The following is a 25,562-nucleotide window of genomic DNA, read 5'->3' on the forward strand; positions in this document are numbered from 1 at the left end:
ACGAGCTGAAGCGGGCGGAGGTGCCCGCCGCGCACCGCGAGCGCCTGCAAGAGGCGCTGCAGGAGAAGCGCGAGCTGGAGCGCCTCGCGAAGCTGGAGGCGGAGCAGCAGGCGGAAACGAACCGCCTGCAAGCGGAGCTGCAGCGGCTGAGCCAGGCGGAGACGTCGCTGCATGCGACGCAGCGGGAATGGGAGCAGCTTGCGGCAGAATGGTCGCAGGAACTGCTCGCGGCTTATCAGGCGTCGCGTGAGGCGGAAAGCCGGTTGACGGGGCTGGAGAGCCGCATCGCGGAGGAGATTGCGCGCCGACGCAAAGCTCAGCAGCAAGCGGAGCTGTCGGCGATGGCCGAGGCGTTAGCGGCGCATCTGCATCAGGGCGAAGCTTGCCCGGTTTGCGGCTCCGTGGCGCATCCGAATCCGGCGCTGCCGCAAGCCGTGGGAGCTTTGGCCGGAAACCTGGCCGCACCGCAAGACGAAGCGGTGATGCTGGAGCGGCAGCAGAACGAAGCCCGTGAGAGCCGATTTGCGGTCCAAGGCCATTTGCAGTCGCTGCAAGCGCTGGAAAGACAGTGGCGACAGGCAGTGGAGGAAGAGTCTCAAGGGCTGCCCGTTGCGCTAGGGGAAGCGGCCGTTACAGCCGTTTCCGCAACGGAATCTTCCGCGCCCGGCATTCCCGGCGAACGAATCGCAGAGACGCTGCGCGAAACAGCGGAGTCGGCTGCCGGTGTCAGCCGCCGGATTCAACGGCTGCAGGCAAAGCTGCAAGAGCTGCTGCAAAGCAAGCGGCAGTTGGACAAGCAGCGGCATGACGGCGAAGCGCGCAAGCAGACGGCGCAAACGTTGTTCGACACCCATGCGGCCAAAGCGGGCGAGACCCGCGAAGCGCTGAATGCCGTCCGTTCCGGCTGGCAGGCCAAATTTCCCGAGCTCCGGGCGGATGAGCTGGACGAGCTGGCAGAGCGGCTGAAGCGTCAGGACCAACTGGCCGAGGAGCTGCGAGGTCGTTTGGACAAAAGCGTGGAGTTTTTGGACGAGAAGCGGAGCCGGATGGAGCAGCTCCAGCAGGAGCTGGGTGAGACGGAAAAAGAATTCGTCAGGTTAACGACGGAACGGCAAGCGCTTGAGCAGCAGACCGGACAGCAGGCGGAGCGGCTGCGGGCTTGGGTAGGAGACGAAGACGCTTCCGCTTTGGCTGCCAAGGCGCAGGCGGAGCTGCACAAGCTGCGAACTGAAGCGCAGCGCTCTGCGCAGCTGCTCGAAGACGCACAGGCCCGTCAGCAGGCCGAAGCGAAGGCGGAAGCCGCGGCGCGGCAAGCGGTCGAATCGGCGCGGCTCGCCTATGAGGAAGCGGAAGCGGAGTGGGCGCAGCAAGCGTCCGCGGAAGGCTTTGCCACGGCCGACGAAGTGGCGCAAGCGCTAGTCCCGCCGGAGCAGCAGCAGGCATGGGCTGCCGAGGTGGAAGCCCACGGCAAGCAGGAGCACCAGCTCGCCGCGCGGCAAACGGAGCTCGATGCCGAGCTGGCGGGACGGCAGGTCACCGAAGAAGAGTGGACGGCGCTGGAGGAAGAGCTGGCCCGGTGCAAGGCCGAGGACGAAGCGGCGCTGCAGGCGACGGCCAAGGCGGAGCGCGACCACGAGGAGCTGCAGGCGAAGCATGCCCGGTGGAGCGAGCTGGAGGCGGAGCGGGAGAAAAGCCAGCAGGAGCTGTCCCTGCTTGGCAAATTGCAAAGCGTGCTGCGCGGCAACACCTTCGTCGAATTTTTGGCGGAGGAGCAGCTTATGCACGTCAGCCGTGCGGCATCGGAACGGCTCGGTCAGCTGACGCGGCAAAAATATGCGATCGAGGTCGACTCCGGCGGCGGCTTCGTCATCCGCGACAACGCGAACGGCGGCGTGAGGCGACCGGTGACCACCTTGTCCGGCGGCGAAACGTTCCTGACCTCGCTGTCGCTTTCACTCGCCCTTTCGACGCAAATCCAGCTGAAGGGGGAGCATCCGCTCGAATTTTTCTTCTTGGACGAAGGATTCGGCACGCTGGACCAAGAGCTGCTTGATACCGTCATCACCGCGCTGGAAAAGCTGCATTTGGACAAGCTGACCGTCGGCGTCATCAGCCACGTGCCGGAACTGAGAGCGCGGCTACCGCGCAGGCTGGTCGTTCACCCCGCCGAGCCGAACGGACGAGGCAGCCGGGTGACCCTGGAAACGATGTAGCATACTTCTACGCGGACGGTCATAGCTAGTGATATAATAAATAGAACAAGCCGTAGCGCAAGGGGGAACAGGAATGACCAACGCCAATCGCAAGCCGTACCGTCCGGAGGAGCCCGGAATGAACCGCCGAAGCGCGCGCCTATTGGCTGCCGCCGTCGTGGGCGCGGGCTTGCTCCTCGGACAAGGCTTGCCGGTTCAGGCCGACGCCATCTGGGACCGCTGGAAGGCGGCGGATGCCGCCGTGGCCAAAGGAGATGCGGCGTCAGCCGTGCCGCACTGGAAATTTCTCGCGGAGCATTATGCGGCGGCCGGAGATTGGGAGAATGCCGCGTTGTTCAGCGGCAAGCTCAACCAGCATTTCGATGCCGTAAAAGATTACGAACAGGCAATACGCTACTACGAGCAGGAAAACGACTATTGGCTGAAGGCGGGAAAAGATTGGGGAGCGGTCGACTTGCAGCGGGCGGAGCAGATCCGCACGACCATCGACGCGTACATCGGGACGCAGGATACCGAAGTGCTACGGCGGCAAGCGGCTCCGAAGAACGGCAAGCTGGCGAAGTTCGAGCCGGAATACGGGATGTACATCGGCATGTACACCGAGCGGGACCCGGGGATGCAGAATTATTTTGACCGCTCGGAAAGCTTGTACGGCAAAAAGCATGCGTTGTATCTCGCTTATTCGCAAGTCGGCAAGCCGTTTCCGAAGCAGCATGCGGCCCGGGCCAAGCAGGCCGGCGCAGCGCTGCAGATCGGCTGGGAGCCGGCAAACGGCTTGGACGCCGTGACAGACGAAGTCGTCCGTCAATGGGCGAAGGAAGCGAAAGCGGCCGGCATTCCGATTTTTTTACGCTACGCCAGCGAAATGAACGGCGACTGGGTCGTCTGGCACGGCGATCCGCAAAAATATATCGACAAATTCAAAATGGTTCACGACATCATGGCCGAGGAAGCGCCGAACGTCGCGATGGTATGGAGCCCCGGCGACGTGCCGATGTATTCGATGGATGCTTATTATCCCGGCGACGCTTACGTCGACTGGGTCGGCGTAAGCATGTATACGGAGCCTTATGAGAACGGCGATCCGCAGCAGGGCAATATGCAGGCGACGAGTCCCGTCGAGCGGCTCGATCATTTGTACAAAACGTACGCCGAGCGCAAGCCGCTGATGATCAGCGAAACGGCCGTCTCCCATTACGCCAACCTGCCGCAGGAGTCGTTTACTGACTACGGGCTGCTTAACCTGCAGCGCCTGTACGAAGTGATGCCCTTCAAATATCCTCGGCTTAAGTCGATTACGTATTTTAACGTCAATCTGGATATGAAGGAATCGAAAAACAACTACCTGCTTCGCGACAACGAGGCGATGCTGAAGCTGTATAAGCAGCTTATCTCTTCGCCGTATTACTTGTCCAAGGTGGAGCAAGGGGCGAAGCCTTCCGACCATGCAGGGTTTGTCCCGCTGGGGAAAGACAGCGCTGTCGCGCGGGCGGCCAAGCTTATTCCGTTCGTCAAAATCCCCGATATCTACATCGGTAAACTTGAATATTATTTGAACGGAACCTTGCTTGCGACGCAGACGGCTCCGCCATTTGGGATCGACTTGATAGCCGGCGCGATTCCTGAGGGTTCGGTTATTGAACTCGCAGTCTATAATCGCGAAGGACAGAAGAGCGGCTCCCGCTCGTTTCCGATCACCTCCAGGATTTCCGTCGATGTAGACGGAAAAGCCGTGCCGTTCGAGCAGCCTCCGGTTCTGATCGAAGGCAACACGCTGACGCCGCTGCGCGCGATTTTCGAAGCGATGGGGGCAAAGGTGGAGTGGAACGAGGCGACCCGGACGGCCACAGGGCAAAAAGGCTCGACGACCGTCTCCGTGACGATCGGCAGCGGTGCCGCAAGCATAAACAGCGAAGCTTTCCCGCTTGAAGCTCCCGCCAGGTTGGTCAACGGCCATACGATGGTCCCGGCCCGTTTTATCGGCGAGGCGTTTGGCGGCAAGGTCGAGTGGGACGGGGAGACGCAAACGGTGCGAATCGGCACCGGATCGGGGGCAGAGAGCGGAACGGCATTGCAGGAACTCCCGGTTTCGCGTACAGCAGTGAAATCCTCGTCCACCGTCAAGGCTCTCTCAGCAGAGCATAACTCGCCGTCCGACACCAAACCGGGGCCGCTTCAGGCAGTCGGCGCATGGTTTGGCTGGTTGGGGCAGCAGCTAACCAAGCTTTGGAACGATCTGATGTAAAAAAAAGCTCGAACGGCCGATTCCGCTTTTCACGGAACCAAGCCCATTCGAGCTTTTTTATTCGCACGACTATAATCCGATTAGGCTCGTTGAAGCTGCGGCATTTCCTCCAGGATCGCTTTAGCGGCCAGCCGCGCGCTGGAGAAGGCGCGTTCCGCCAGCTCGCCTTTGCCTTGACAGCCGTCGCCGCAGAAGTAGAACGGCACGTTCTCGATCCGGTTCGGCAGCAGCCGGTTGCTTGCGATATTTTTGACGCTCGACACCATCGCTTTTTTCGAAACGCGCTTTACTTCCGTCGCTTCGCGCCAACCCGGATAGTGCTGATCGAACAACGCTTCCATCTGTTCGGTCTTTTTATCCAAGTATGCCTTACGCTCGTCTTCGCCCTCGAAGCTGTCGTTCAGGTATGCGATACCCTGCAGCAACTGCCCGCCTTCCGGAACGAGCGTATGGTCGGTCGCGGAGACGTCGCTGATGAACAGCTTGTTGTCCATGTCGCTGATGTAGCTGAACGGGCGGGCCACAACGCGGTTCATGCCGATGTCATATACCATGACCTCCGTCGCCGTGTTATCCTCGTAAGGGGCCATGAACGGCTCCCACGGCGTGTCCTTGAGCAGCTTACAGACCTGCTGTACCGGCATGGCGAAAATAACGCGGTCGAATTCAAGCTCGCGGGTTTTCGTCTGCAGCCAAAACTTTCGGTCTGCGTAACGGATGCCGTCTACGCCTTCGCGCAGCGCAATTTCCCAGCGGGAGGTCAGGTCGATTTTTTGCTTGAGCTGGTTCGTAATGACGGCCCAACTGCCGAGCACGTAGTTGACCGGGCGGCCCGACAAAAAGAGGTTGTGGTAGTAGTCGCTGATCACCGCGCCCGAAACCTTACGCGCCTCCTCCGGTGTGATAAAGAAGTTCGAACAGACGAGATGCTCCCACAGCTCTTTCACGTCTTCGTCCGCGTCCGACTGCGCCAGGTAATCGCCAAGCGTATCGTAATTGCGCACGTTGTGAATGTTGGCGATGATCGCCGTAATTTCCCCGACGAAGCGCATCTTTTGGATCGGATTCAGCAGCTCTGTCCGCATCAGGTTGACGAAGTCGAGCGGGGCCGGCGTTAATTGGTCGTTCTTGTAATACATGACCCGCCGTTTATCCACCTGCTTCGAGCTGAACGACAGTCCCAGCTCGCGCTCCAGATCGCCGATGGTGTGACGGTCGATGCCGTAAATCGCGTGCGCGCCGTAATTCAGCGTAAAGCCCGCTTTCTCATAAGTAAACGCCCGTCCGCCAAGCTGCGGACTGCGCTCGAACAGGACGCCCTCGATTCCTTGATGCTCCGATAAATAAGCGGCTGCGGTCAACCCCGCAAGCCCTCCTCCGATGATAGCAACCTTCATGTTGTGTTCTCCTTTCCGTTCTGCTTCCAGTAGAATCGGTTCCGCTTCCTTGTTATGGCGAAGCCCTGTCCAAACCCAAGCGAGCTGCTCCCGCATCCGCTCGGTCAAATTAGTCTCTTCCTCAATCGCGCACCACAGCATGACCGTGCCGAAATAAGCGGTGGTCAGCATTTTGGCTTTGCCCGGCTCGGGCAGCCAGCGCAGCAAGCTTTCATACAGCGTTTGTTTCAGCTCTTCCATGGCGGCCTTCAGGCTTTCGTTTTGCATCGAAAGGGCGATCCAGCTTCGGATCAGCCGCCTGTAGGCGCCCAGCGCTTCGGCCAAATCCAGCATCAGCCGGTTGACGTGGCTTTCCAGCGACCGCACCTGCGAAGGCGTGCGGCTGCACCAGACTTGAATAAGCTCCATTTGTTTTCTCGGGATTTCCCGCAAAATTTCGTCTTTGCCTTCAAAATAATGGTAGAACGTTCCTTTGGACGTCTGAGTCGCGGCGATGATATCGTCCACCGACACATGCTCGTACCCGCGTTCCACAAACAGCTTCAGGGCGACATCCATCAGGTAGTCGCGTTTTTTCCGCGTCGACGCTCTCATGAACCGGTCCACCCCTAAACCCCCTTTGGTTAACACCGTTTGCCAAGCATTGAATCGCTCCGTTTAGTATTATAGATAATATTAGACCGATAGTCTATAAATGAATCCCTGTTTTCGGGCCAAAATCGATGCTTATTTTCGTTAAAATAGATCACATTTTGAGAACGATCAGGTCACAATGGACGGAACCGTGCAAAAAAACAATGTTTTATTACGAAAACAAGACGAATAATGCCAAAAATCGTGTCCTTGTTTTTTTGCCGCGACGAGTTTTCTTTTTGCCAAGTTTTCGGGTATAGTGAAAGGAGACAAGCCTGATCCTGATATGGGAAGGAGGGGAGAACGTGGACTGCATTTTTTGCAAAATCGTCGAAGGGTCGATCCCTTCGAAAAAAGTGTTCGAGAACGAGCATGTCGTTGCCTTTCACGACATCTATCCGGCCGCTCCCGTACATATTCTAATCATTCCCAAAAAACATATCGCGTCGATGAACGACGTCGGAGCGGACGACTGGCATCTGCTTGGAGAAATCCACAGCGCGGCGCAGCAAATCGCCAAAGAACAGGGCGTTGCCGAATCCGGCTACCGTCTGATCAACAACTGCGGCAAGCACAGCGGGCAGGAGGTATTTCATATCCATTATCACCTGCTTGGCGGAGAAAAACTGGGGCCGCTCAACGCCCGTTAAACCCCGGTGCGACTGATTTTTGAAGTTTTGTTCCGGATAGGTTGACACCCAGTTTCCTTATCACCTATAATGAAGTTTGATGAATGTCTTTTTTCGTCTTGGACGGTCTGTTCGGAGGGAGGGAAAACTGGTGTCAGAAACTCGAGTTCGCAAGAACGAAACTATAGATGCTGCACTTCGTCGCTTTAAGCGTTCCATCGCCAAAGATGGCGTTTTGGCGGAGGTCAAAAAACGCAAGCATTATGAGAAGCCAAGCGTGAAACGCAAGAAGAAGTCAGAGGCTGCTCGCAAGAGAAAGTTCTAGGAGGCTTAATCGATGAGCTTAAGCGACAGACTAAACGACGACATGAAGCTTGCGATGAAGAGTCAAGACAAGTTTAAACTCTCCGTAATCCGTATGGTTCGTGCAGCTATCAAGAATCTTGAGATAGATCAGCGTAAAACCTTAGATGAACAAGAAGTACTTGACGTCTTGAATCGCGAGATCAAACAGCGCAAAGATTCCCTCCAAGAATTTGAAAAGGCCGGTCGTGACGATTTGGCGGAAAACCTAAAGGCCGAGGTCGCCATACTGATGGAGTACATGCCGCAGCAATTCACCGATGAAGAAGTAAAAGCCATTGTACAGCAGACCATCCAAGAAGTGGGGGCTTCTTCCAAAGCGGACATGGGCAAAGTCATGGGCGCATTAATGCCAAAGGTTAAAGGACGAGCAGACGGCAAAGTCGTCAATCAGTTCGTCCAACAGTTATTGTCTTAACAACAGCGGGAAACACTCCTTCTTATTGGAGTGTTTTTCTTTTTTTGTTGCAGTTTTGTGAATCGAACTTGCCGCTGTCGCGTAGTACCTCTTGGGAGCATTGCAAAACGCGCGAAAAGGAGGTCATCTTGTGCATACACTCGGGAATAAGCACTCGGCGCTGCTTTTTCGGCTTCCGCTTGTCTATTTTCTTGCAGCGGCGCTTTTATTGTCCGCTCTAATTGGATTTTTGCCTGCGGAACCCGCGAGCGCCGAATCGTCGTCCTCGCCGCCGAAAGCCGCCCCGGTTGTCGTGATTCCGGTGCATCAAGCGGTGGAGAACGGGCTGCAAACTTTTTTACAGCGGGCGCTGCAGGAAGCGCAAGCGATGGGCGCCTATTACGTCGTGCTGGACGTCGATACGCTTGGCGGCCGCGTCGATTCGGCGCAGGAAATCGGTCAACTGATCAAAAACAGCCCGGTTCCGACGATTGCTTATGTGCACGGCAAAGCCATCTCGGCAGGCAGCTACATTGCGCTGAATGCCGGCAAAATCGCCATGGAGCCGGGAAGCTCGCTCGGTGCGGCAGCCGTTGTGGACGGGGCCGGGAATGAAATCGAAAGCGTCAAGGTGGTTTCGTATTGGTCTGGCCAGATGAAGGCCGCCGCAGAGCTGCGCGGACGGAAGACACAAATCGCCGAAGCGATGGTCGACAAAAACGTCGGCGTGTCCATGCCGGAGATTGGCCGAACGGTGCCTAAGGGCAAAATTTTGACGCTCACGGCGGAGGAAGCGCTTAAAGTCGGTTATGCGGAGAAAATGGCCGCCAGCCTGCAGGAGGTCGTACAGTTCATCGGCGGGGAAGAGCATCCGCTCGTCAAGCTGAAGCCGAGCCTGGCGGAATCGTTCGCCCGGTACGTGACTCAGCCTTGGGTGTCGACGCTGCTGCTCATCATAGGGATCGCCGGGATCGCGATCGAGCTGTTCGTCCCCGGCTTCGGGCTACCCGGAATCATCGGCGTGCTCGGCTTCGGGCTGTACTTTTTCGGACATTATATCGCCGGATTCGCCGGGTTCGAGGAGATCGCCCTGTTTATCGCCGGCATTTTGCTGCTATTGATCGAGGTGTTCGTGTCCAGCTTCGGGATATTGGGCTTTCTCGGCGCTGCCTGCTTGATCAGCGGCGTCGTGCTTGCCGCCTACAACACGAAAGCGGCCGCGGTGAATCTGGGGATTGCTTTCGTCGTTGCGGTCGTCGTCGTCGCCGTTGTCGTGAAAATTTTTAAGCATCGCGGCGTCTGGAACCGGTTTGTATTGCGGGAAAAGCTCACCGAAGAGAAAGGCTACGTGTCCGCGTCGTCCCGCAGCGATCTGCTCGGCCGGACAGGCAAGGCGGTTACGCCGCTCAGGCCGGCCGGGACCGCAATGTTCGGCGACGAGCGCGTCGATGTCGTCACGGTGGGGGATTTTGTCGCATCCGGCCGAATGGTGACGGTCACGCATGTCGAAGGTGTCCGGGTCGTCGTAAAGGAAGTTAAAGAACCGTAAGCAGAACGCCTTGCCATTACGTCGATGGACTTACAACAAAGGAGGAATTTGTACAATGGATACATCCCTTATTTCAATTTTCTTGCTGGCGGCCGTTGTGATCATCGCCCTATCCGTATTTTTTACGTTTGTCCCGGTCATGCTGTGGATTTCCGCGCTGGCGTCCGGGGTGCGGATCGGCATCATTACGCTCGTGGCGATGCGGCTGCGCCGGGTTATCCCGAGCCGGATCGTCAATCCGATGATCAAGGCGACCAAGGCCGGACTAGATCTAACCATTAACCAGTTGGAGAGCCACTTTTTGGCCGGCGGTAACGTTGACCGCGTAGTCAATGCGTTGATCGCGGCGCACCGCGCCAACATTCACTTGGAATTCGAGCGTGCGGCGGCGATCGATCTGGCCGGCCGCGACGTGCTTCAGGCCGTACAGATGAGCGTCAACCCTCGAGTGATCGAGACGCCGGTCGTCTCCGCCGTCGCCAAAGACGGGATTGAAGTGAAAGTTATCGCACGGGTGACGGTACGTACCAACCTCGACCGGCTGGTCGGGGGCGCGGGAGAAGAAACGATCATCGCTCGCGTCGGCGAAGGGATCGTCACGACGGTAGGTTCCAGCAGCTCGCACAAGGACGTGCTTGAAAACCCCGATATGATTTCCCGGACGGTATTGGGCAAAGGGCTGGATGCCGGTACGGCGTTTGAGATTTTGTCCATCGATATTGCGGATGTGGACGTAGGCAAAAACATCGGGGCGCACCTGCAAACGGAGCAAGCGGAAGCCGACAAGCGGATTGCGCAGGCGAAGGCGGAGGAGCGCCGTGCAATGGCCGTCGCCCAAGAGCAGGAGATGAAGGCGAAGGTCGTGGAGATGAAAGCGAAGGTCGTGGAAGCCGAATCCGAAGTGCCGCTCGCGATGGCGGAAGCGCTGCGCGAAGGGAAACTCGGCGTCATGGACTACATGAACCTTAAGAACATTGACGCAGACACGCAAATGCGCTCCAGCCTCGGCAAAATGAACGATCCGGGTAAAAACGGAGACAATGCCTAATAGCCCCCAGCCAGGCGGAAAGGCGGGATAACCGATGCGCACCATCTTGGATCTGATTATGAGCAACTGGTTTGTCGTAGTTATTTTGTATATCGTGCTAAGCAGTATCGTGAGAAAATTAAAGACAGGCGGCAAGGGTGGAAGAGGCGTACCGCAGCCTCAGAAACGAGAGCCGAAAGGCAGCATGCCGCCCTTCGGCGGCGATGTCTCCGGCTGGCCTGGCTCGGCGAAGCCAATGCCCAAGGCCCAGCCGGTCCAAGCGCGGCCGGCCCAATCGGGCGGCGTCCGTCCTCAGCCGGCCGAAATGGACCGCCGCCGGTCGCGGCTTGCGCCTCTGCCCGAAGCTAACGCTGCGGCTGCACCGTCGCCTGAGCGGCCTTCTGCGGCCGCCACAGCGCCTTCTTTCGCCGAGCCGCAGGGCCCGGGCGAAAACGCAGCCGCTCCCTTCGGCGGCCTGACGCCGCAGGACGCGGCGCGCGGCGTGATGTGGGCCGAAATTCTCGGCCCTCCGCGAGCCAAACGCCCCTTCCGGCGTTAAGATTTCATACGAAGCGTCTTCCTTTCGATCCCGGTTTCCGGGGTTCGCGGGAAGGCGCTTTTTGTTTTGCCGCATGAGAGGGGCATGCTGCGTTCCGGGTCATATTTTCCAATTCCCGGCATAAGGTGTAAATAGCCGTGTTATGCTTTTTGGACTGCGGAGGAGGTTGACTATGCGAAAGCTGACCCGCCGATTCAATCAATTTACTGCGAAATTACTCGACCTGCCGCAGGATGTCGTGATGGACTTGCCCCGCATGACCATGATCGGGAACCGGCAGCTTTATATCGAAAATCACCGCGGCGTATTGCATTTTTCCAACGAGGTGCTCAAGCTGGCGCTCACGACGGGGCGGGTGGAGGTACATGGCTCGGAGCTTGTCATTCGCGCCATTTTGACAGAAGAAGTATTCATCGAAGGCATGATCCGAGATATCAAATATATTCCGTAGCCCGGAAAGGAGAGGTCGATCGTGAAATCTTCGTATATCCACCGCCTGCGCGGCTTTGTTCGGATCGAAGTGAAAGGCGGGCAGATCGAGAAGCTGCTGAACCGCATGACGGAGCGGAAGATGGCCGTCTGGGATATCCGGTATACGGCGGAAAATAAAGCCGAGCTATCGATCACGATCCGCGACTTTTTCCGGCTTCGCCCGCTACTGAAGGAGACAGGCTCCCGTTCCCGGATTCGCCAGAAAGAGGGGTTTCCTTTTTGGATAGACAAGCTGGAGAAACGCAAATTTTTTGCCATAGGCGTGCTTGCTTTCGTTATCGGAATTTATGTGCTGTCCTCGCTCGTATGGCATGTTCGCGTGGAAGGCAACGAGAAGCTGAGCAAGGAGCAGATTCTGCTAGCCGCGAAGCAGCAAGGCATTTACAAGCTGCAGTGGAAATTCCGCCTGAAAGACCCGGCCGAACTATCAAGGGCGCTGCAACAGGAGCTGCCGGGCACCGCTTGGGTCGGTGTGGAGGTAAGCGGCACGCATGTGATTATTAAGGTCGTCGAATCGACTGTGCCCGATAAACCACCGCTGCTTAGCCCAAGGCATTTGGTCGCTTCCAAAAGTGCGCTGGTCACCGAAATTTTCGCCGAAAAGGGCAGGCCGCTCGTTAAGCCGAATACATACGTGCGCAAAGGAGACATCCTGATATCCGGCATCATCGGCGTCGAGACGAACCAGCAGAACGTTGTCGCCGCGGGGAGGGTGAAGGGAATTGTGTGGTACAAGCCGACCGTCGAAGTGCCGCTTACGCTCCAGTACAAGACCTATACGGGCGAAACGAAAAACCGCTCGTACCTCGTCCTGGGCGGCCGCGGCCTTCAGCTAAGCGGCTACGGAAAAATTCCGTTCGAGCAGTATGAATCCATCCCCGAGCGGAAAACGCTCAGCTGGCGAGGCTACACACTCCCGATCGGGTGGCTCAGCGAAAAGCTGTTCGAGGTGCAGATTGTCGAGCAGGCGGTTGACCCGAAGGAAGCCTCGGAGCTCGGTATCGAGCAGGCTAAAACGCAAATTTTGTCGGCGGCGGGCAGCGAATCGCGTGTCGTTTCGGAAAAAATTTTGCATGAAAAGGCGGAGAATGGTAAAGTTTATATGGAAGTGCTTTTGGAAGTGGAAGAACCGATCGCAACCGAACAACCGATCGTCCCATAAATACTACTGACGGAGCGGTTTACGGCCGGAAGGTTTTTTATTTCATCAACGTAGTGCGGGCGGAGAGCTGCACATTGCTGCCGTAGAGTTTACGTGCCGCCTTTGAATTCGGATTCTTCCCGATCATTTATATATTCATAGAATCCGAATTCAAGAGCGGCCGGAGGCAGCAATGTCTTGCTCGCAGCACCGCGCCACTCTGGTGAATGAATCGCCTTCCCGCCGAAAACCCGGAGGAGAGATTAAGCCCTGTACATGGATCAACAGACCACCGCAAAAGTCACACTCAAAAATACGGCCGAAGCCCTCGCGCTCTTCGGGCCGCAGGACAAATTCCTGCACCTGATCGAGCAGCATACGCAGGCCGCCATCTTTACCCGCGAGGAAGAGATCGTCATCCAAGGCCAAGCGGCCGATACGGCTCGCCTCGAACAGCTGTTCACCGTGCTGCTGGAACTGGTCCGCAACCAATACGCGCTGACGGAGCGGGATATTCATTACGCGATCGACCTGGCCAAAGAAATGAAGGCCGATCAGCTGCTCGATTTGTTTAAAGGCGAAATCGCCCTTACCCACAAAGGCAAGCCGATCCGCATCAAGACGATCGGGCAAAAGCAGTATGTCAACGAAATCAAGAAAAAAGATATCGTCTTCGGGATCGGACCGGCCGGTACGGGCAAAACATACATCGCCGTCGTGCTCGCCGTCTCCGCGCTCAAGGAAGGCAAAGTGAAGCGGATCGTACTGACGAGACCCGCGGTCGAAGCGGGCGAGAGTCTTGGCTTTCTGCCCGGCGACCTGCAGGAAAAGGTTGACCCCTATTTGCGTCCATTGTATGATGCTCTTAACGACGTGCTCGGGCCGGAGCAGGTGCTCAAATCGCTGGAGCGTGGCCTCATCGAGATCGCTCCGCTCGCCTATATGCGCGGCCGGACGCTCGACGATTCGTTCATCATTTTGGACGAAGCGCAAAATACGACGCCGGAGCAGATGAAGATGTTTTTGACGCGCCTCGGATTCGGCTCGAAGATGGTCATTACCGGCGACGTAACGCAGATCGACCTCCCGCGGGGCAAGTCGTCGGGGCTGGTGGAGGCGCAGCGCATCCTGAGGAACATTGAAGAGCTCGGATTTATCCGGTTTGCCGAACAGGACGTTGTCAGACATTCATTGGTGCAAAAAATCATCATGGCCTATAATGAGGACAAAGAAGGCTGAGGAAGGGTTGACCTTTCGTCATGAACAACCGCGTTTCCATTCAAGGCAAATTTCAATACCGGCTTGCCGGCTGGAGATACAGCGCCATCGTGCGCTTTCTTCTGTTTTTAGCGCTTGCCGTCGTGTTTTACGTCGCTCTGCTGCACCGGATTGTGCCGCAGACGTACGACATACAGCTCGGAAGCGTTACGGAGAAAGATATCCTGGCCCCCAGGGCGATTGCGAACGAAGTCGCAACGGAAAAAGCGAAGGAAGAAGCGGCCGCACGGGTGCAGCCGGTGTATAAGATCGCCTCGCTGCGCAACGAAGTGGCGGTCGAAGCGATTTTTGAGAAGCTTCAGCAGATCAACAGCGATGCGGAGGTTTCCGTCGCCGACAAAGTCAATATTTACAAAACGGTCATTCCGACGATTATTCAGGACCACTTGGACCGTCAGATCAAGGGCTTCACGGACAGCGGTCAATACAACGACCTGCTGCTGGCGGAAATGCGCAAAAGCATCCGTGAGCAGCAGTACCGGATTCCGGAGGAATCGTTTTACAAAATTCCCCGGCTCACCAAAGAAGATCTGACCGCGATGGAGCCTGTGGCCAAAGAAATTGTCATCAAGCTGATGAGCGACCAGATTACGGATGCGCAGACGGCCAGAGTTAAGGTGCCGGAATTGGTGAACTCTTCGACGCTGACCAAGAACAATGCGCGTGAGCTGGTTCAGGAGCTCGTGCGGGCGGCGCTTTCGCCGAACAAATTTTACGACCAAAAAGGAACCGAGGAAGCCAAGGGACACGCGCGTGACAACGTCAAGCAAGTGATGATCAACAAAAACGAAGTGCTCGTTCCCAAGGGCGAAAAAGTAACGGAAGAACTGTATCAACGTTTGGCTTCGCTCGATTTGCTGAAAGACGAGGCCAGCTATTGGCCAAATCTCGGTCTCTTTTTATTTATCGTCTTATGCTGCGCGTTTTTGTATATGTATGTCAGACAAAGCTCGCTCCCGATCAATCAGAATAACGCTCAGCTGTTTATGTACGTGCTGATTGTCGTCCTAACGATTGCCGGGATGAAGCTGTTCTCGCTGCTGCAAAATCTGGATTACCCGTATATCGGCTACTTGGCCCCGACGGCGATGGCAGCCATGATGGTGACGATTTTGCTCAACTCGCACCTTGCTTTTGTGACCGCGGTCGTGTTGAGCGTCATTTCCAGCGTCATTTTTAACTCGGATCATCTGCAGTCGTTCGAATTCAAATACGGCTTGTTGACGCTGACCAGCTCGTTTGCGGCGATCTTCTCGATCCAGCGGGCAAGCCAGCGCTCCTCGATCCTGAAAGCGGGGATCATGGTCTCGCTCTTCGCTCTGGCACTCGTATCCGCGCTGCTGCTGCTCGAAGATCACGAAACGAGAACGAACGCGCTGTTTGCCGGTTCCTTCGCCTTGGGAAGCGGGCTGCTTACCGCTGTGTTCGTTATGGGCCTACTGCCGTTTTTCGAAGTCGCGTTCGGCATTTTGTCGCCGCTCAAGCTGGTCGAGCTTTCCAACCCGAACCATCCGCTGCTGCGCAAGCTGCTGACGGAGACGCCGGGTACCTACCATCACAGCGTCATGGTCGGCAATTTATCGGAAGCCGCGGCCGGCGCGATCGGTGCCGACGGGCTGCTCTGCCGGGTCGGAGCCTATTATCACGATATCGGGAAGACGAAGCGACCGAGTTATTTTATCGAGAATCAGTCGCACTCGGAAAACCCGCACGATAAAATCGAACCGGCGCTGAGCAAATCGATCATTGTGGCCCATGCGCGCGATGGCGTCGAAATGCTGAAGGATCACAACATTCCGAAGCCGATCCGCGATATTGCGGAGCAGCACCATGGCACGACCTTGCTGCAATATTTTTATCATAAAGCGAAAAAGCTCGCCGAAGAGCGCCAGGAGAAACCGCCGGAAGAGGCGGAGTACCGCTATCCCGGTCCGAAAGCCCAGACGAAAGAAGCGGCGATCGTCGGCATCGCCGATTGCGTCGAGGCAGCCGTCCGCTCCCTGCGCAATCCGACCGTCGAACAGATCGACTCGATGGTGCGCAAAATTATTAAAAACCGGCTTGACGACGGCCAGTTTAACGAATGCGATCTGACCATCAAGGAACTGGATCAGATCGTTAAGATTTTGAACGAGACGCTGCTGGGCATTTTCCACTCGCGAATCGAATATCCCGCGGATATGCCGGAGCAGAAAACGGCGACGAAGCAGGAAAAGGCGAAGTCCGAAGCGAAGATGTCGGAAATGAAGAAAGAGGTGAAGCCATGAGCCTGAAGCTTTCATGGAACAGCGAGCAGACCGCTTACGAGATTACGCCGGCTCTCATCGAGAAGCTGAAAACGCTGCTTAGCCTTGCCGGCAAGCAGGAAGAGGTGCCGGATGGCGAAGTGGCGTTGACATTCGTCGACGACGAGGCTATTCAAGAGCTTAACAAGCAATACCGGGGACTGGATAAGCCGACGGACGTGCTTTCATTCGCCATGCGGGAAATGGGCGAAGACGAGATCGAGATCATTTATGGCGACGACGGCTTCGAGGAAGTGGAGTACGCGGACGAGACGGACGGAGAAGAGGCCGGGACGACAGAGGACGATGATAGCGACGACGACGGCTATGAAGAGCCTCTCGGCGATATTATCATCTCGGTACCGCGGGCGATCGCCCAGGCTGACGAATACGGCCATTCCGTCGAGCGGGAGCTCGGGTTTCTGTTCGTTCACGGCTTTCTGCATTTGATCGGTTACGATCATCAGGACGAGGAAGAAGAGAAGGTCATGTTCGGCAAGCAGGAGCACATCCTGCAGCAGGCGGGATTGACGCGGTGAAGCAGCCGGTCAAATGGCAGCGCAGCTTTCGGTATGCTTACGAAGGCGTAAAATACGCCCTCGCGACCCAGCGGAACATGAAATTTCATTTTTTCGCCGCGTTGGTCATCCTGGCGCTCGCCTTGTTCTTCGGCCTGCCGAAGACGGACATTTTATTCATTTTACTTGCCGTGACGCTTATGATCGTGACGGAATTGATCAACACCGCCATCGAAAAAACAGTCGATCTGGCTATGCCGGACCTGCATCCGTTGGCGAAAATCGCCAAGGACGTGGCTGCGGCTTCCGTATTGGTCACGGCAGCTTTTGCTGCCGTAACGGGAATGATCGTATTTTACGATCCGATCGAACGGCTCATTCAAACCGGCCGGGCGGGAGCCCATCCCATCACCGCGGGAACGGTATGGATTTTGCTTTGCCTGGTCATCCTGACAGTGATTGCGGTGCAGACTCGCTTTTCCTCTAAAGGAAATGGGGTGAAGCCGAGCCTGCTGACGGCCGTCGCTTTTGCGGTCGCCTCCTTGATCGCCTGCCGGGTTCAAGATACGCTTGTCGCATTGCTGGGCTTTTTATTGGCTACGGTACTGCTGCTGGCGCTTCACGACAAACGCAAGCGGCCTTTCAGCTCGCTGCTGCTTGGTGCTCTGCTTGGAGGATTCATTACGGTACTCGCCTATTATTTATATCCCATGTAGGTTGCGAAAGGGGCGCTTCTCTTGGAAAAAACGGAATTGATCGCATTGGCCAAAACGGCGAGAGAGCAAGCATATACACCTTATTCTCATTTTAAAGTCGGCAGCGCTTTGCTGGATTCCAAAGGACAGGTACATCTCGGCTGCAACGTGGAAAATGCCGCCTACGGGCCGACGAACTGCGCCGAACGTACGGCGTTATTCCGTGCAATCGCGGACGGCGAACAGGCGAAGTCGTTCCGGGCCATGGCGATTATCGGGGATACGCTTCAGCCGATCTCGCCTTGCGGCGTATGCCGGCAGGTGCTGGTCGAGCTGTGTCCTCCGGATATGCCGGTATATCTGGCTAATCTGAAAGGGGATATCAGCGAGACGACCGTAGCCGAGCTGCTTCCCGGCGCATTCACATCTTTAGATTTGGACGGAGGAACGATTGATTAATGTCTTCGAATAGCAAGGCTGACTCTAAATTCAAATCCGGTTTTGTAGCGATTATCGGACGGCCGAATGTCGGCAAATCGACGCTGATGAACCAGGTGATCGGCCAAAAGATTGCCATCATGTCCGATAAGCCGCAGACGACCCGGAACAAAATTCACGGCGTCTACACGACCGACCAGGCACAAATCGTCTTTTTGGATACGCCCGGCATTCATAAACCGTCATCGAAGCTCGGCGACTATATGATCAAGGCGGCGGAAGGCGCGCTTAGCGAAGTCGACGCGATCCTGTTTTTGATCGATGTGGTCGAAGGCTTGGGCGGCGGGGACCGGTACATTATCGAGACGCTGAAAAAGGTGAAAACGCCGGTCATTCTGGTGATGAACAAAATCGACCAGATTCACCCGGAAGCGCTCCTGTCGGTCATTACGACCTACAAGGATTTGTACCCGTTTGCCGAAATTGTGCCGATCTCGGCGATGCACGGCAATAACGTCAATACGCTTTTGGAGCAGGTTATCAAATTTTTGCCGGAAGGACCGCAGTATTACCCTGCGGATCAAGTGACGGACCATCCGGAGCAATTTGTCTGCGCGGAGCTGATCCGGGAGAAAATCCTGCATCTGACCCGGGAGGAAATTCCTCACTCGATCGCGGTTTCTATTGAAGACATGCGTGTGGAGGCCAACGGCGTCGTTCATATTTCGGCTGTTATTTATGTCGAACGCGATTCGCAGAAAGGCATCATTATCGGTAAAAAGGGTGCGCTGCTGAAAGAAGTCGGACAAAAGGCGCGCGCTGATATCGAAGCGCTTCTCGGCTCGAAGACGTTCTTGGAGCTGTGGGTCAAAGTGAAGAAGGACTGGCGCAATCAGGACCGGGTTCTGCGGGATCTCGGCTTCCGGCATGAGTAAACCGGCGCTCCGGCCTGTTTCAATCAGGCTCCGCCGCGTTTAATCCATCATAACCAGGCAAAGAATACATGGCAGTTTTTGCAGAGCATACTTCGCATCGGATCGATCCATCCTAATCCTAGAAACAGGTTGTAGTCATGTCATCAAGGGGAGGATGTACCATGAGAGACTTTTCGTGGAAGTACTTTTCAATGACCGGAGATGTGGATGCTTACCTGCTATACAAAGAAGTGAATACCCGGGACGGCGACGAGGCGGAGCCGGAAGAAGAGGACGCCTTGGACGCTTCCGATTGGGTACAGTAAGTTTCGCCCAATATCAGGTTACCGGTACGGTAACGCGGGGAGAGGCTGTAAGGTGCAGTACAGAGTACAAGGTATCGTCATCCGAAGCATGGACTACGGGGAAGGCAACAAAATTATTACGCTGTTCACCCGGGAACACGGAAAGCTTAGCGTCGTGGCCCGGGGCGCCAAAAAAGTGAAGAGCCGTTACGGGTCCTCTGCTCAGCTGTTTACGTGCGGCGACTACTTGTTTTTCAAGTCCGGGCAGCTCGGCACGCTGAATCATGCGGAAATTATCGAGCCTTTTCATAAAATAAGGGAAGATCTGCACAAGGCTGCCCATGCTTCCTATCTGTCGGAGCTGACCGACCGGATGTTGGGGGATCAAGAGGGACAGCCTTTTTTATACGATCAGCTGAAAGCCAGCCTGCAAGCGATCCAGGAAGACAAGGATTTGCAAATTATCGACCACTTGTACGAAATGAAAATGTTCGTCCTGGCCGGATATACCCCCGAGCTGGAGCAATGCGTCGTTTGCCGCGAGAATGCGGAACCGTTCGCCATTAGTGTCGGCATGGGCGGAATGCTCTGCGAGCGCTGCAAGCTGCGGGACCCGCAGGCCATTCCGTTGACACCCGGGGTATACAAGCTCCTTCGGCTGTTCATTCAAATGGATGTGCGCCGGCTCGGTCAAATCGACGTGAAGCCGCAAACGAAACAGCTGCTCAAGACGATTTTACGGGCCTACTTCGATACGCATGTCGGACTGAAGCTGAAATCGCGAGATTTTTTGGATCAAATGGACAAATACGGCGTGTAACTAAATAATTGACATGTTTTTACCCGTTTGCTATTATAATATGATACATCCATTAGAAAACCTCTTGTTACGAAGTCTCAGCTATGACTTTGTCAGCGGGGTTTTTTGCTGTCCGGAAAGAGAAGCTCTTTTCCGGGGCAGACGTTTGACCGAAGACTTGAAACATTTTTTGCCACTGCAACGTAGTAGTAATAGACAGGCCGATCTTCTCCTAATGATCGGCCTTTGTTGCAGCCATCTCTGTAAAAAGCCAGAACGAAAGGCGGGTTCGCATGGAACGGGCGGTTAAGCCGGTAGTGTTTGTAGCATCGGATTCGGCAGGGGAAACGGGAGAAGCGGTAGTTCGGGCGGCGGCCGTGCAGTTTCATCCTCAGCAGGTGGATATTCGCCGGGTGCCTTTCCTGATTGATACGTCGGATATCGACCGGATGATCCGGACAGTCATTGAGCGCAGCGGCGCGATCGTTTTTACGCTCGTCATTCCCGAGCTGCGGGATTATTTGATCGAACAGGCGGAGCGCTACAGAATTCCTTATATCGACCTGCTCGGTCCGATCATACGGACGCTGGAGCAAACGCTGCATCAGGAGGCAAGGCATCAGCCGGGCATGATCCACAAGCTGGACGAAGATTATTTCAAAAAAGTGGAAGCTGTCGAGTTTGCCGTCAAGTATGACGACGGCCGGGATTTTAACGGGATTTTGCAGGCGGACATCGTGCTTGTCGGGGTATCCCGCACGTCGAAGACCCCGCTGTCGATGTACCTTGCACACAAGAAATTCAAGGTGGCCAACGTACCGCTTGTTCCGGAAATTCAGCCACCCGAGCAGCTGTTTACGGTGTCCGGGAAGAAGATCGTCGGTCTGCGGATCGACCCGGTCAAGCTGAATGTCATTCGCACCGAACGGCTTAAGACGCTGGGCTTGCCGGGGAATGCCACCTACGCAAACACCGAGCGGATTCACGCGGAATTGGAGTACGCGGATAAGATTATGAGAAAAATCGGCTGCACGGTGATCGACGTTTCGAACAAGGCGGTTGAAGAAACGGCCAGCATCATCATCGATATGTACCGTTCGCGGTAGCGGTCTATTTTGAGGAAAGGAAGCAGGATTTTTTATCCTTTCATCGTATATAATATTACGGTAATGCTTCAGTATTGAATTTTACAGTCGGCGGGGATCTATGACGTATAAAATTGTAGTGGATGCCGATGCATGCCCGGTGAAGACGGAAATTGCGCAAACGGCCTTACGTTTCGGAATCCCGGTGCTAATGGTCGCCTCGTTCGATCATCGGCTGCAGCCGATGGACGGCGTCGATATCGTTCAAGTGGACCGGTCGGATCAGTCGGTAGACCTGTATATTGTCAATTGTATCGCACCCGGAGATGTGCTGGTCACGCAGGATTTCGGGCTGGCCGCTTTGGCGCTTGGCAAAAAAGCGCTGGCGCTGTCGAATCGCGGCCAAACGTACAATGAACGGACGATTGATTTTTTACTGGAACGAAGGCACGAGCAGGCGAAACAGCGCCGCGGAGGCAAGCATACGAAAGGTCCTAAGGCGTTCACCGACGAGGATCGCCAAGCCTTTCTACAAACTTTGACAAAAGTTTTGTCGGGCTTGCAGGAGAATCGGGCAAAGTAGCGAATACCTATACGTGTTAATTTGAATGAAGGTGGATAGGATGAGTAACGGACGCATTCCCGAGCAAGTCATCGACGCGGTCTTAAAAGCCCACGATATTGTCGAAGTCGTCGGAAGACACGTTCATTTGACGAAGCAGGGACATTACCTCAAAGGTCTTTGTCCTTTTCATTCAGAGAAGACACCTTCCTTTACCGTCACGCCCGAAAAGCAGATTTATCACTGCTTTGGCTGCGGGGCGGGCGGGAACGCCATTCGGTTCGTTTCGGAAGTCGAAGGGCTGTCTTTCGGTCAGGCGCTCCGGAAATTAGCCGATGAAGCGAAGCTCGACATCGGACTCGGGCCGCAGCAAGGCCAAGCCGAAACGAAGGAGCACGCGGACCGGGCGAAACTGATCGATGCTCATGAGCTTGCCGGCAAGTTGTACGAATATCTTCTGCACAACACCGAGCAGGGCAAAGAGGCGAAGCAGTATTTGCACGCCCGGGGAATGACCGATAAGCTGATCGAAACGTTCGGCATCGGCTACGCGCCATCGCGCTGGGATACGCTGACGAATCTGCTGGATAAGAAGCAGTTTCCGCTGCCCCTGGTGGAGCAAGGAGGGCTGATCTCGGCGAAGCAGGACGGAAGCGGGTATGTCGACAAATTTCGAGACCGCGTCATGTTTCCGATTCGCGATTGGAAAGGGCATATCATCGCCTTCGGAGGAAGAGCGATGGGCGACGTACAGCCCAAATATTTGAACAGTCCAGAATCGATGCTTTTCCATAAGAGCCGTACGCTGTACAATCTGAATGCCGCCAGACCCCAAATCCGGAAAAGCCAGGAGCTCGTTTTGTTCGAGGGCTATATGGATGTCATTCGCGCTTGGGAGGCTGGAGTGCACAACGGCGTGGCGACCATGGGAACGGCGCTCACACCGGAGCATGCGGAAGCGATCAGGCGTCTTGCGGAACGGGTGGTCGTCGCTTACGACGGGGACAATGCCGGACAATCCGCAGCTTATAAGAGCATCCCGTTGCTGGAAAATGCAGGGTGCGTTGTAAGAATTGCCATGCTGCCGAACGGGCTGGACCCGGACGAATATATTTCCGCTCACGGCTCTGAACGATTCGTACGAGAGGTTATTGAAACCGCCGTACCGTCGATCAAATATAAACTTTTTTATTATCGTAAAAATTATAAACTGCAGGAGGATGGGGAAAAGCTTCGCTACATTCAACAAGCGCTCCGCTTGATCGCAGGACTGACTTCACCCATTGAGAGAGAGCATTATGTGAGAGAGCTTAGTTCCGAATTTCAACTAACCTTTGAATCCGCGATGCAAAATCTGAACGAGATCAGGCTCCAAGCCGAAAAAAAGGACCGTTCCGGGGATAATAAAGACAATTCGTGGAATAATGTTATGAATGACGGAAGGCTTCGCGCGCAACCCCCTTCGATGGTCCCTGCCTATCAGAATGCAGAGCGTCAACTGCTTGCCGTCATGATGCTGGACCGGGACATATCCGGTTATGTCGAGCGTCAGCTGGGAGACGAATTCAATATGGAAGCTCATGCGGCGCTTGCCGCTTACTTGTACGCTTACTATGCACAAGGATTTGAGCCCAACGCCAGCACGTTCATCGGCATGCTGCAGGATGACAAGCTTGAGAGCTTGGCTAGCTCCTTAACCTTAATAGACAATCGTAGCGGTATCAACGATGCCGTAATTGACGATTACATCCGGCAAATCAAAAAGTTCCCGCTCTTGCAGACATTGGAACGAAAAAGAGAAGAAATCAAGCAAGCAGAACGTTTGGGTGATATTCCCAAAGCCCTGCAACTAGGCAGTGAGATTATATCCTTGGAAAAGCAGTTGAAATCATCCTGATTCGTCTCGAGACGGTGCCGGGGTGTATTCCAGGGAGGAGGGAGTTGGATTATGGCGAACGATCAACGTACGGAACTAGAGACAGAGTTGACGCTCGAACAAGTAAAAGAACAGTTGATCGAACAAGGCAAGAAACGTTCGGCAATTACGTACAAAGAAATTATGGAGAAGCTCGCGCCGTTCGATCAGGACCCGGAGCAAATCGATGAATTTTTTGAGCAAATTCAAGAGATGGGGATCGATGTCGGGAACGAATCGGACGATGACAACGAACTGACTCCGATGGAGCATGAGCACGACGAGTTCCATTTTGACGACGATTTGTCCTTGCCGCCTGGCATTAAGATCAATGATCCGGTACGGATGTATTTGAAGGAGATCGGCCGGGTTCCGCTGCTTTCCGCAGAGGACGAGATCGATCTGGCGAAGCGGATCGAACAGGGCGATGAAGAAGCGAAACGCCGTTTGGCGGAAGCGAACCTGCGTCTTGTCGTCAGTATTGCCAAGCGGTATGTCGGCCGGGGGATGCTGTTCCTCGACCTGATCCAGGAAGGCAATATGGGCTTGATCAAAGCGGTTGAGAAATTCGATCATATCAAGGGCTTCAAATTCAGTACGTATGCCACGTGGTGGATTCGTCAAGCCATTACGCGCGCGATTGCCGACCAAGCGCGCACGATCCGGATTCCGGTACATATGGTGGAGACGATCAACAAGCTGATCCGGGTATCCCGTCAACTGCTGCAGGAGCTGGGGCGCGAACCTACGCCGGAGGAAATTGCGAAGGAAATGGATCTAAGTACGGACAAAGTGCGTGAGATTATGAAAATCGCGCAAGAACCCGTATCACTCGAAACGCCGATCGGCGAGGAAGACGATTCGCACCTCGGAGATTTTATCGAAGATCAGGAAGCGCTGGCTCCGGCGGACGCCGCGGCTTACGAGTTGCTCAAAGAGCAGCTGGAAGATGTCCTCGATACGTTGACTGAGCGCGAGGAAAACGTGCTTCGGCTGCGTTTCGGACTCGATGACGGCCGGACGCGGACGCTGGAGGAAGTCGGTAAAGTATTCGGGGTTACCCGGGAACGGATTCGCCAGATCGAAGCCAAGGCGCTGCGCAAGCTTCGCCATCCGAGCCGCAGCAAACGGTTGAAAGATTTTCTTGAATAATTAGCTTGTCACTACGACCTTTCCGCCGTCTGCGGGAAGGTCTAATTTTTTGCGGGCTCCAAGCCGATGAATGAATTATGTATCATGTATCCTATGTATTAAGCGATGACGGGCTTCGGAGGAACCAATAAGCTATGGATGATAAAAAGAAAACGATTATCCGCGAAATTGAGCATTGGCGGCGAAGCAAGCTGCTGCCTGGGCAGTACTGTGACTTTTTGCTGAATATTTACTTGGAAGACGATCAAGAAAAGCCGGGAAGCTCCGGTGGATTGTTCGGAATTACCGCGTCCAAAATAAGCGACAGCAATTGGAAAATATGGGTTCTACTTTTGGTTGTCGCATGCGCTTTTTCTTTTACTGTTCTTCATTTTAACGCTTTTCAATTACCAATGCAAATAGGGGTCTCGCTTTTGTTTCTCGCTTGCTGTTACGGCTATGGGGGGTACAAGCGGGAAAAGGACCCGATGGGCTCGCAAATTTTGATCGGCATGGCTTCGTTGTTTTTGCTCTTTATTGGTGTTTATCTGATGAAGCTCCACGGGATGCAATCGTCCGTTTTCGTCGTAACCTACGTGTTTCTATGCAGCCTGGTGTGGATTGTCACGGGTCTGCTCGCAAGGCATGTACCGTTCCATCTCGGCGGATGGGTGAGCCTTGTATTTTGCTACGGCTGGCTGCTGCATTATCAGCTTGATTCGATCAGTTGGGTTACGCTGGAGCTGAGCTGGGTGCCGCTCAGCATCCTGTTCTGCTGGATGGGATGGATGGTTCATGAGAAGAGCCGCCATATGGGACTCGTCTTCTTTTTGCTTAGTTTGATCGTTTGGTATATGCCTGAATTATATGGTATGCTGTATGCCGAGCAGTACGGCGAAACGACGCTGCAATGGATGCTGTTGGTGAAGATTGTGACGGAGGCTTCCTTGCTGTTTGTGTGGAGAAAAAAATGGACAGAATGGGTTGTCTGA

The 25,562-nt window shown here is 55.1% G+C and carries 24 protein-coding genes; 23 read left to right on the forward strand and 1 reads right to left on the reverse strand.

Annotation, left to right across the window (positions count from 1 at the left end; all coding sequences use genetic code 11):
• Positions 1–341: 341 nt before the first annotated feature.
• Together PEL01S_RS06255 and PEL01S_RS06260 are read left to right on the forward strand one after the other, a co-directional pair.
• On the forward strand, positions 342–2,213 hold the full coding sequence (locus tag PEL01S_RS06255; RefSeq protein WP_127459823.1) for an SbcC/MukB-like Walker B domain-containing protein: 1,872 nt from the start codon (positions 342–344) through the stop codon (positions 2,211–2,213).
• A gap of 73 nt (positions 2,214–2,286) precedes the next feature.
• Complete coding sequence (locus PEL01S_RS06260; RefSeq protein WP_127459738.1) at positions 2,287–4,458, forward strand: stalk domain-containing protein; 2,172 nt, start codon at positions 2,287–2,289, stop codon at positions 4,456–4,458.
• Positions 4,459–4,538: 80 nt separating this feature from the next.
• Here PEL01S_RS06260 and PEL01S_RS06265 read toward each other — a convergent pair whose 3' ends face one another.
• Positions 4,539–6,449, reverse strand: a complete 1,911-nt coding sequence (locus PEL01S_RS06265) for an FAD-dependent oxidoreductase (protein ID WP_204343537.1) — start codon at positions 6,447–6,449, stop codon at positions 4,539–4,541.
• A 344-nt stretch (positions 6,450–6,793) separates the two neighbouring features.
• Between PEL01S_RS06265 and PEL01S_RS06270 the strand changes: the two genes are divergently transcribed.
• The 21 genes from PEL01S_RS06270 to PEL01S_RS06370 all read left to right on the forward strand — a co-directional run bounded on the left by PEL01S_RS06270 (position 6,794) and on the right by PEL01S_RS06370 (position 25,562).
• On the forward strand, positions 6,794–7,138 hold the full coding sequence (locus tag PEL01S_RS06270) for a histidine triad nucleotide-binding protein (RefSeq protein ID WP_010491808.1): 345 nt from the start codon (positions 6,794–6,796) through the stop codon (positions 7,136–7,138).
• Positions 7,139–7,268: 130 nt separating this feature from the next.
• Positions 7,269–7,442, forward strand: a complete 174-nt coding sequence (gene rpsU / locus PEL01S_RS06275) for a 30S ribosomal protein S21 (protein ID WP_010491812.1) — start codon at positions 7,269–7,271, stop codon at positions 7,440–7,442.
• Positions 7,443–7,454: 12 nt separating this feature from the next.
• Positions 7,455–7,898 carry a GatB/YqeY domain-containing protein gene (locus tag PEL01S_RS06280; protein WP_010491814.1) on the forward strand — a complete coding sequence of 148 codons (444 nt, stop codon included), beginning with the start codon at positions 7,455–7,457 and terminating at the stop codon, positions 7,896–7,898.
• 130 nt (positions 7,899–8,028) lie between these two features.
• Entirely contained in the window at positions 8,029–9,426 is a 1,398-nt protein-coding gene (locus tag PEL01S_RS06285; RefSeq protein ID WP_127459739.1) for an NfeD family protein, read from the forward strand.
• A gap of 55 nt (positions 9,427–9,481) precedes the next feature.
• Complete coding sequence (gene floA / locus PEL01S_RS06290) at positions 9,482–10,474, forward strand: flotillin-like protein FloA (RefSeq protein ID WP_127459740.1); 993 nt, start codon at positions 9,482–9,484, stop codon at positions 10,472–10,474.
• A 34-nt stretch (positions 10,475–10,508) separates the two neighbouring features.
• The gene (locus PEL01S_RS06295; protein ID WP_127459741.1) at positions 10,509–11,012 is read left to right on the forward strand and encodes a hypothetical protein; all 504 of its coding nucleotides are present in this window, start codon (positions 10,509–10,511) and stop codon (positions 11,010–11,012) included.
• A gap of 172 nt (positions 11,013–11,184) precedes the next feature.
• On the forward strand, positions 11,185–11,463 hold the full coding sequence (gene yqfC, locus PEL01S_RS06300) for a sporulation protein YqfC (RefSeq protein WP_036677169.1): 279 nt from the start codon (positions 11,185–11,187) through the stop codon (positions 11,461–11,463).
• A gap of 21 nt (positions 11,464–11,484) precedes the next feature.
• Positions 11,485–12,666: a sporulation protein YqfD gene (gene yqfD, locus PEL01S_RS06305; protein ID WP_127459742.1), complete on the forward strand. Its 1,182-nt coding sequence runs from the start codon at positions 11,485–11,487 to the stop codon at positions 12,664–12,666.
• A 255-nt stretch (positions 12,667–12,921) separates the two neighbouring features.
• On the forward strand, positions 12,922–13,884 hold the full coding sequence (locus PEL01S_RS06310; RefSeq protein ID WP_127459743.1) for a PhoH family protein: 963 nt from the start codon (positions 12,922–12,924) through the stop codon (positions 13,882–13,884).
• Positions 13,885–13,904: 20 nt separating this feature from the next.
• Positions 13,905–16,190, forward strand: a complete 2,286-nt coding sequence (locus PEL01S_RS06315) for an HD family phosphohydrolase (RefSeq protein WP_127459744.1) — start codon at positions 13,905–13,907, stop codon at positions 16,188–16,190.
• On the forward strand, positions 16,187–16,747 hold the full coding sequence (gene ybeY / locus PEL01S_RS06320; protein ID WP_127459745.1) for an rRNA maturation RNase YbeY: 561 nt from the start codon (positions 16,187–16,189) through the stop codon (positions 16,745–16,747). Before PEL01S_RS06315 ends, ybeY begins: the two co-directional genes overlap by 4 nt.
• Entirely contained in the window at positions 16,744–17,442 is a 699-nt protein-coding gene (locus tag PEL01S_RS06325) for a diacylglycerol kinase family protein (protein ID WP_063184286.1), read from the forward strand. The genes ybeY and PEL01S_RS06325 overlap by 4 nt, the downstream gene beginning before the upstream one ends.
• Positions 17,443–17,463: 21 nt before the next feature.
• On the forward strand, positions 17,464–17,880 hold the full coding sequence (locus tag PEL01S_RS06330; RefSeq protein WP_063184285.1) for a cytidine deaminase: 417 nt from the start codon (positions 17,464–17,466) through the stop codon (positions 17,878–17,880).
• On the forward strand, positions 17,880–18,794 hold the full coding sequence (gene era / locus PEL01S_RS06335) for a GTPase Era (protein ID WP_010491832.1): 915 nt from the start codon (positions 17,880–17,882) through the stop codon (positions 18,792–18,794). Before PEL01S_RS06330 ends, era begins: the two co-directional genes overlap by 1 nt.
• 161 nt (positions 18,795–18,955) lie before the next feature.
• The gene (locus PEL01S_RS06340; protein WP_082420751.1) at positions 18,956–19,099 is read left to right on the forward strand and encodes a YqzL family protein; all 144 of its coding nucleotides are present in this window, start codon (positions 18,956–18,958) and stop codon (positions 19,097–19,099) included.
• Positions 19,100–19,151: 52 nt separating this feature from the next.
• Entirely contained in the window at positions 19,152–19,898 is a 747-nt protein-coding gene (gene recO / locus PEL01S_RS06345; protein WP_036677193.1) for a DNA repair protein RecO, read from the forward strand.
• A gap of 272 nt (positions 19,899–20,170) precedes the next feature.
• Positions 20,171–20,983 carry a pyruvate, water dikinase regulatory protein gene (locus tag PEL01S_RS06350; RefSeq protein WP_127459746.1) on the forward strand — a complete coding sequence of 271 codons (813 nt, stop codon included), beginning with the start codon at positions 20,171–20,173 and terminating at the stop codon, positions 20,981–20,983.
• Between the two features lie 100 nt (positions 20,984–21,083).
• Positions 21,084–21,545: a YaiI/YqxD family protein gene (locus PEL01S_RS06355; protein ID WP_025853474.1), complete on the forward strand. Its 462-nt coding sequence runs from the start codon at positions 21,084–21,086 to the stop codon at positions 21,543–21,545.
• Positions 21,546–21,585: 40 nt separating this feature from the next.
• Positions 21,586–23,421: a DNA primase gene (dnaG, locus tag PEL01S_RS06360; RefSeq protein ID WP_063184283.1), complete on the forward strand. Its 1,836-nt coding sequence runs from the start codon at positions 21,586–21,588 to the stop codon at positions 23,419–23,421.
• A 51-nt stretch (positions 23,422–23,472) separates the two neighbouring features.
• Positions 23,473–24,591, forward strand: a complete 1,119-nt coding sequence (gene rpoD / locus PEL01S_RS06365; protein ID WP_063184282.1) for an RNA polymerase sigma factor RpoD — start codon at positions 23,473–23,475, stop codon at positions 24,589–24,591.
• A 134-nt stretch (positions 24,592–24,725) separates the two neighbouring features.
• Positions 24,726–25,562, forward strand: a complete 837-nt coding sequence (locus PEL01S_RS06370) for a hypothetical protein (protein WP_063184281.1) — start codon at positions 24,726–24,728, stop codon at positions 25,560–25,562.

The organism is Paenibacillus elgii NBRC 100335 (assembly GCF_004000865.1).
GTDB lineage: Bacteria > Bacillota > Bacilli > Paenibacillales > NBRC-103111 > Paenibacillus_G > Paenibacillus_G elgii.

Excerpts from the sequence above, each read along its gene's own strand:
- PEL01S_RS06315 (WP_127459744.1), top strand. The coding sequence starts at position 13,905 with ATGAACAACCGCGTTTCCATTCAAGGCAAATTTCAATACCGGCTTGCC.
- PEL01S_RS06280 (WP_010491814.1), top strand. The coding sequence starts at position 7,455 with ATGAGCTTAAGCGACAGACTAAACGACGACATGAAGCTTGCGATGAAG.
- PEL01S_RS06260 (WP_127459738.1), top strand. The coding sequence starts at position 2,287 with ATGACCAACGCCAATCGCAAGCCGTACCGTCCGGAGGAGCCCGGAATG.
- PEL01S_RS06310 (WP_127459743.1), top strand. The coding sequence starts at position 12,922 with ATGGATCAACAGACCACCGCAAAAGTCACACTCAAAAATACGGCCGAA.
- PEL01S_RS06370 (WP_063184281.1), top strand. The coding sequence starts at position 24,726 with ATGGATGATAAAAAGAAAACGATTATCCGCGAAATTGAGCATTGGCGG.
- ybeY (WP_127459745.1), top strand. The coding sequence starts at position 16,187 with ATGAGCCTGAAGCTTTCATGGAACAGCGAGCAGACCGCTTACGAGATT.
- PEL01S_RS06295 (WP_127459741.1), top strand. The coding sequence starts at position 10,509 with ATGCGCACCATCTTGGATCTGATTATGAGCAACTGGTTTGTCGTAGTT.
- yqfC (WP_036677169.1), top strand. The coding sequence starts at position 11,185 with ATGCGAAAGCTGACCCGCCGATTCAATCAATTTACTGCGAAATTACTC.
- floA (WP_127459740.1), top strand. The coding sequence starts at position 9,482 with ATGGATACATCCCTTATTTCAATTTTCTTGCTGGCGGCCGTTGTGATC.
- PEL01S_RS06350 (WP_127459746.1), top strand. The coding sequence starts at position 20,171 with ATGGAACGGGCGGTTAAGCCGGTAGTGTTTGTAGCATCGGATTCGGCA.
- era (WP_010491832.1), top strand. The coding sequence starts at position 17,880 with ATGTCTTCGAATAGCAAGGCTGACTCTAAATTCAAATCCGGTTTTGTA.
- PEL01S_RS06340 (WP_082420751.1), top strand. The coding sequence starts at position 18,956 with ATGAGAGACTTTTCGTGGAAGTACTTTTCAATGACCGGAGATGTGGAT.
- rpoD (WP_063184282.1), top strand. The coding sequence starts at position 23,473 with ATGGCGAACGATCAACGTACGGAACTAGAGACAGAGTTGACGCTCGAA.
- PEL01S_RS06265 (WP_204343537.1), bottom strand. The coding sequence starts at position 6,449 with ATGAGAGCGTCGACGCGGAAAAAACGCGACTACCTGATGGATGTCGCC.
- dnaG (WP_063184283.1), top strand. The coding sequence starts at position 21,586 with ATGAGTAACGGACGCATTCCCGAGCAAGTCATCGACGCGGTCTTAAAA.
- PEL01S_RS06255 (WP_127459823.1), top strand. The coding sequence starts at position 342 with ATGGCCGAGGCGTTAGCGGCGCATCTGCATCAGGGCGAAGCTTGCCCG.
- PEL01S_RS06355 (WP_025853474.1), top strand. The coding sequence starts at position 21,084 with ATGACGTATAAAATTGTAGTGGATGCCGATGCATGCCCGGTGAAGACG.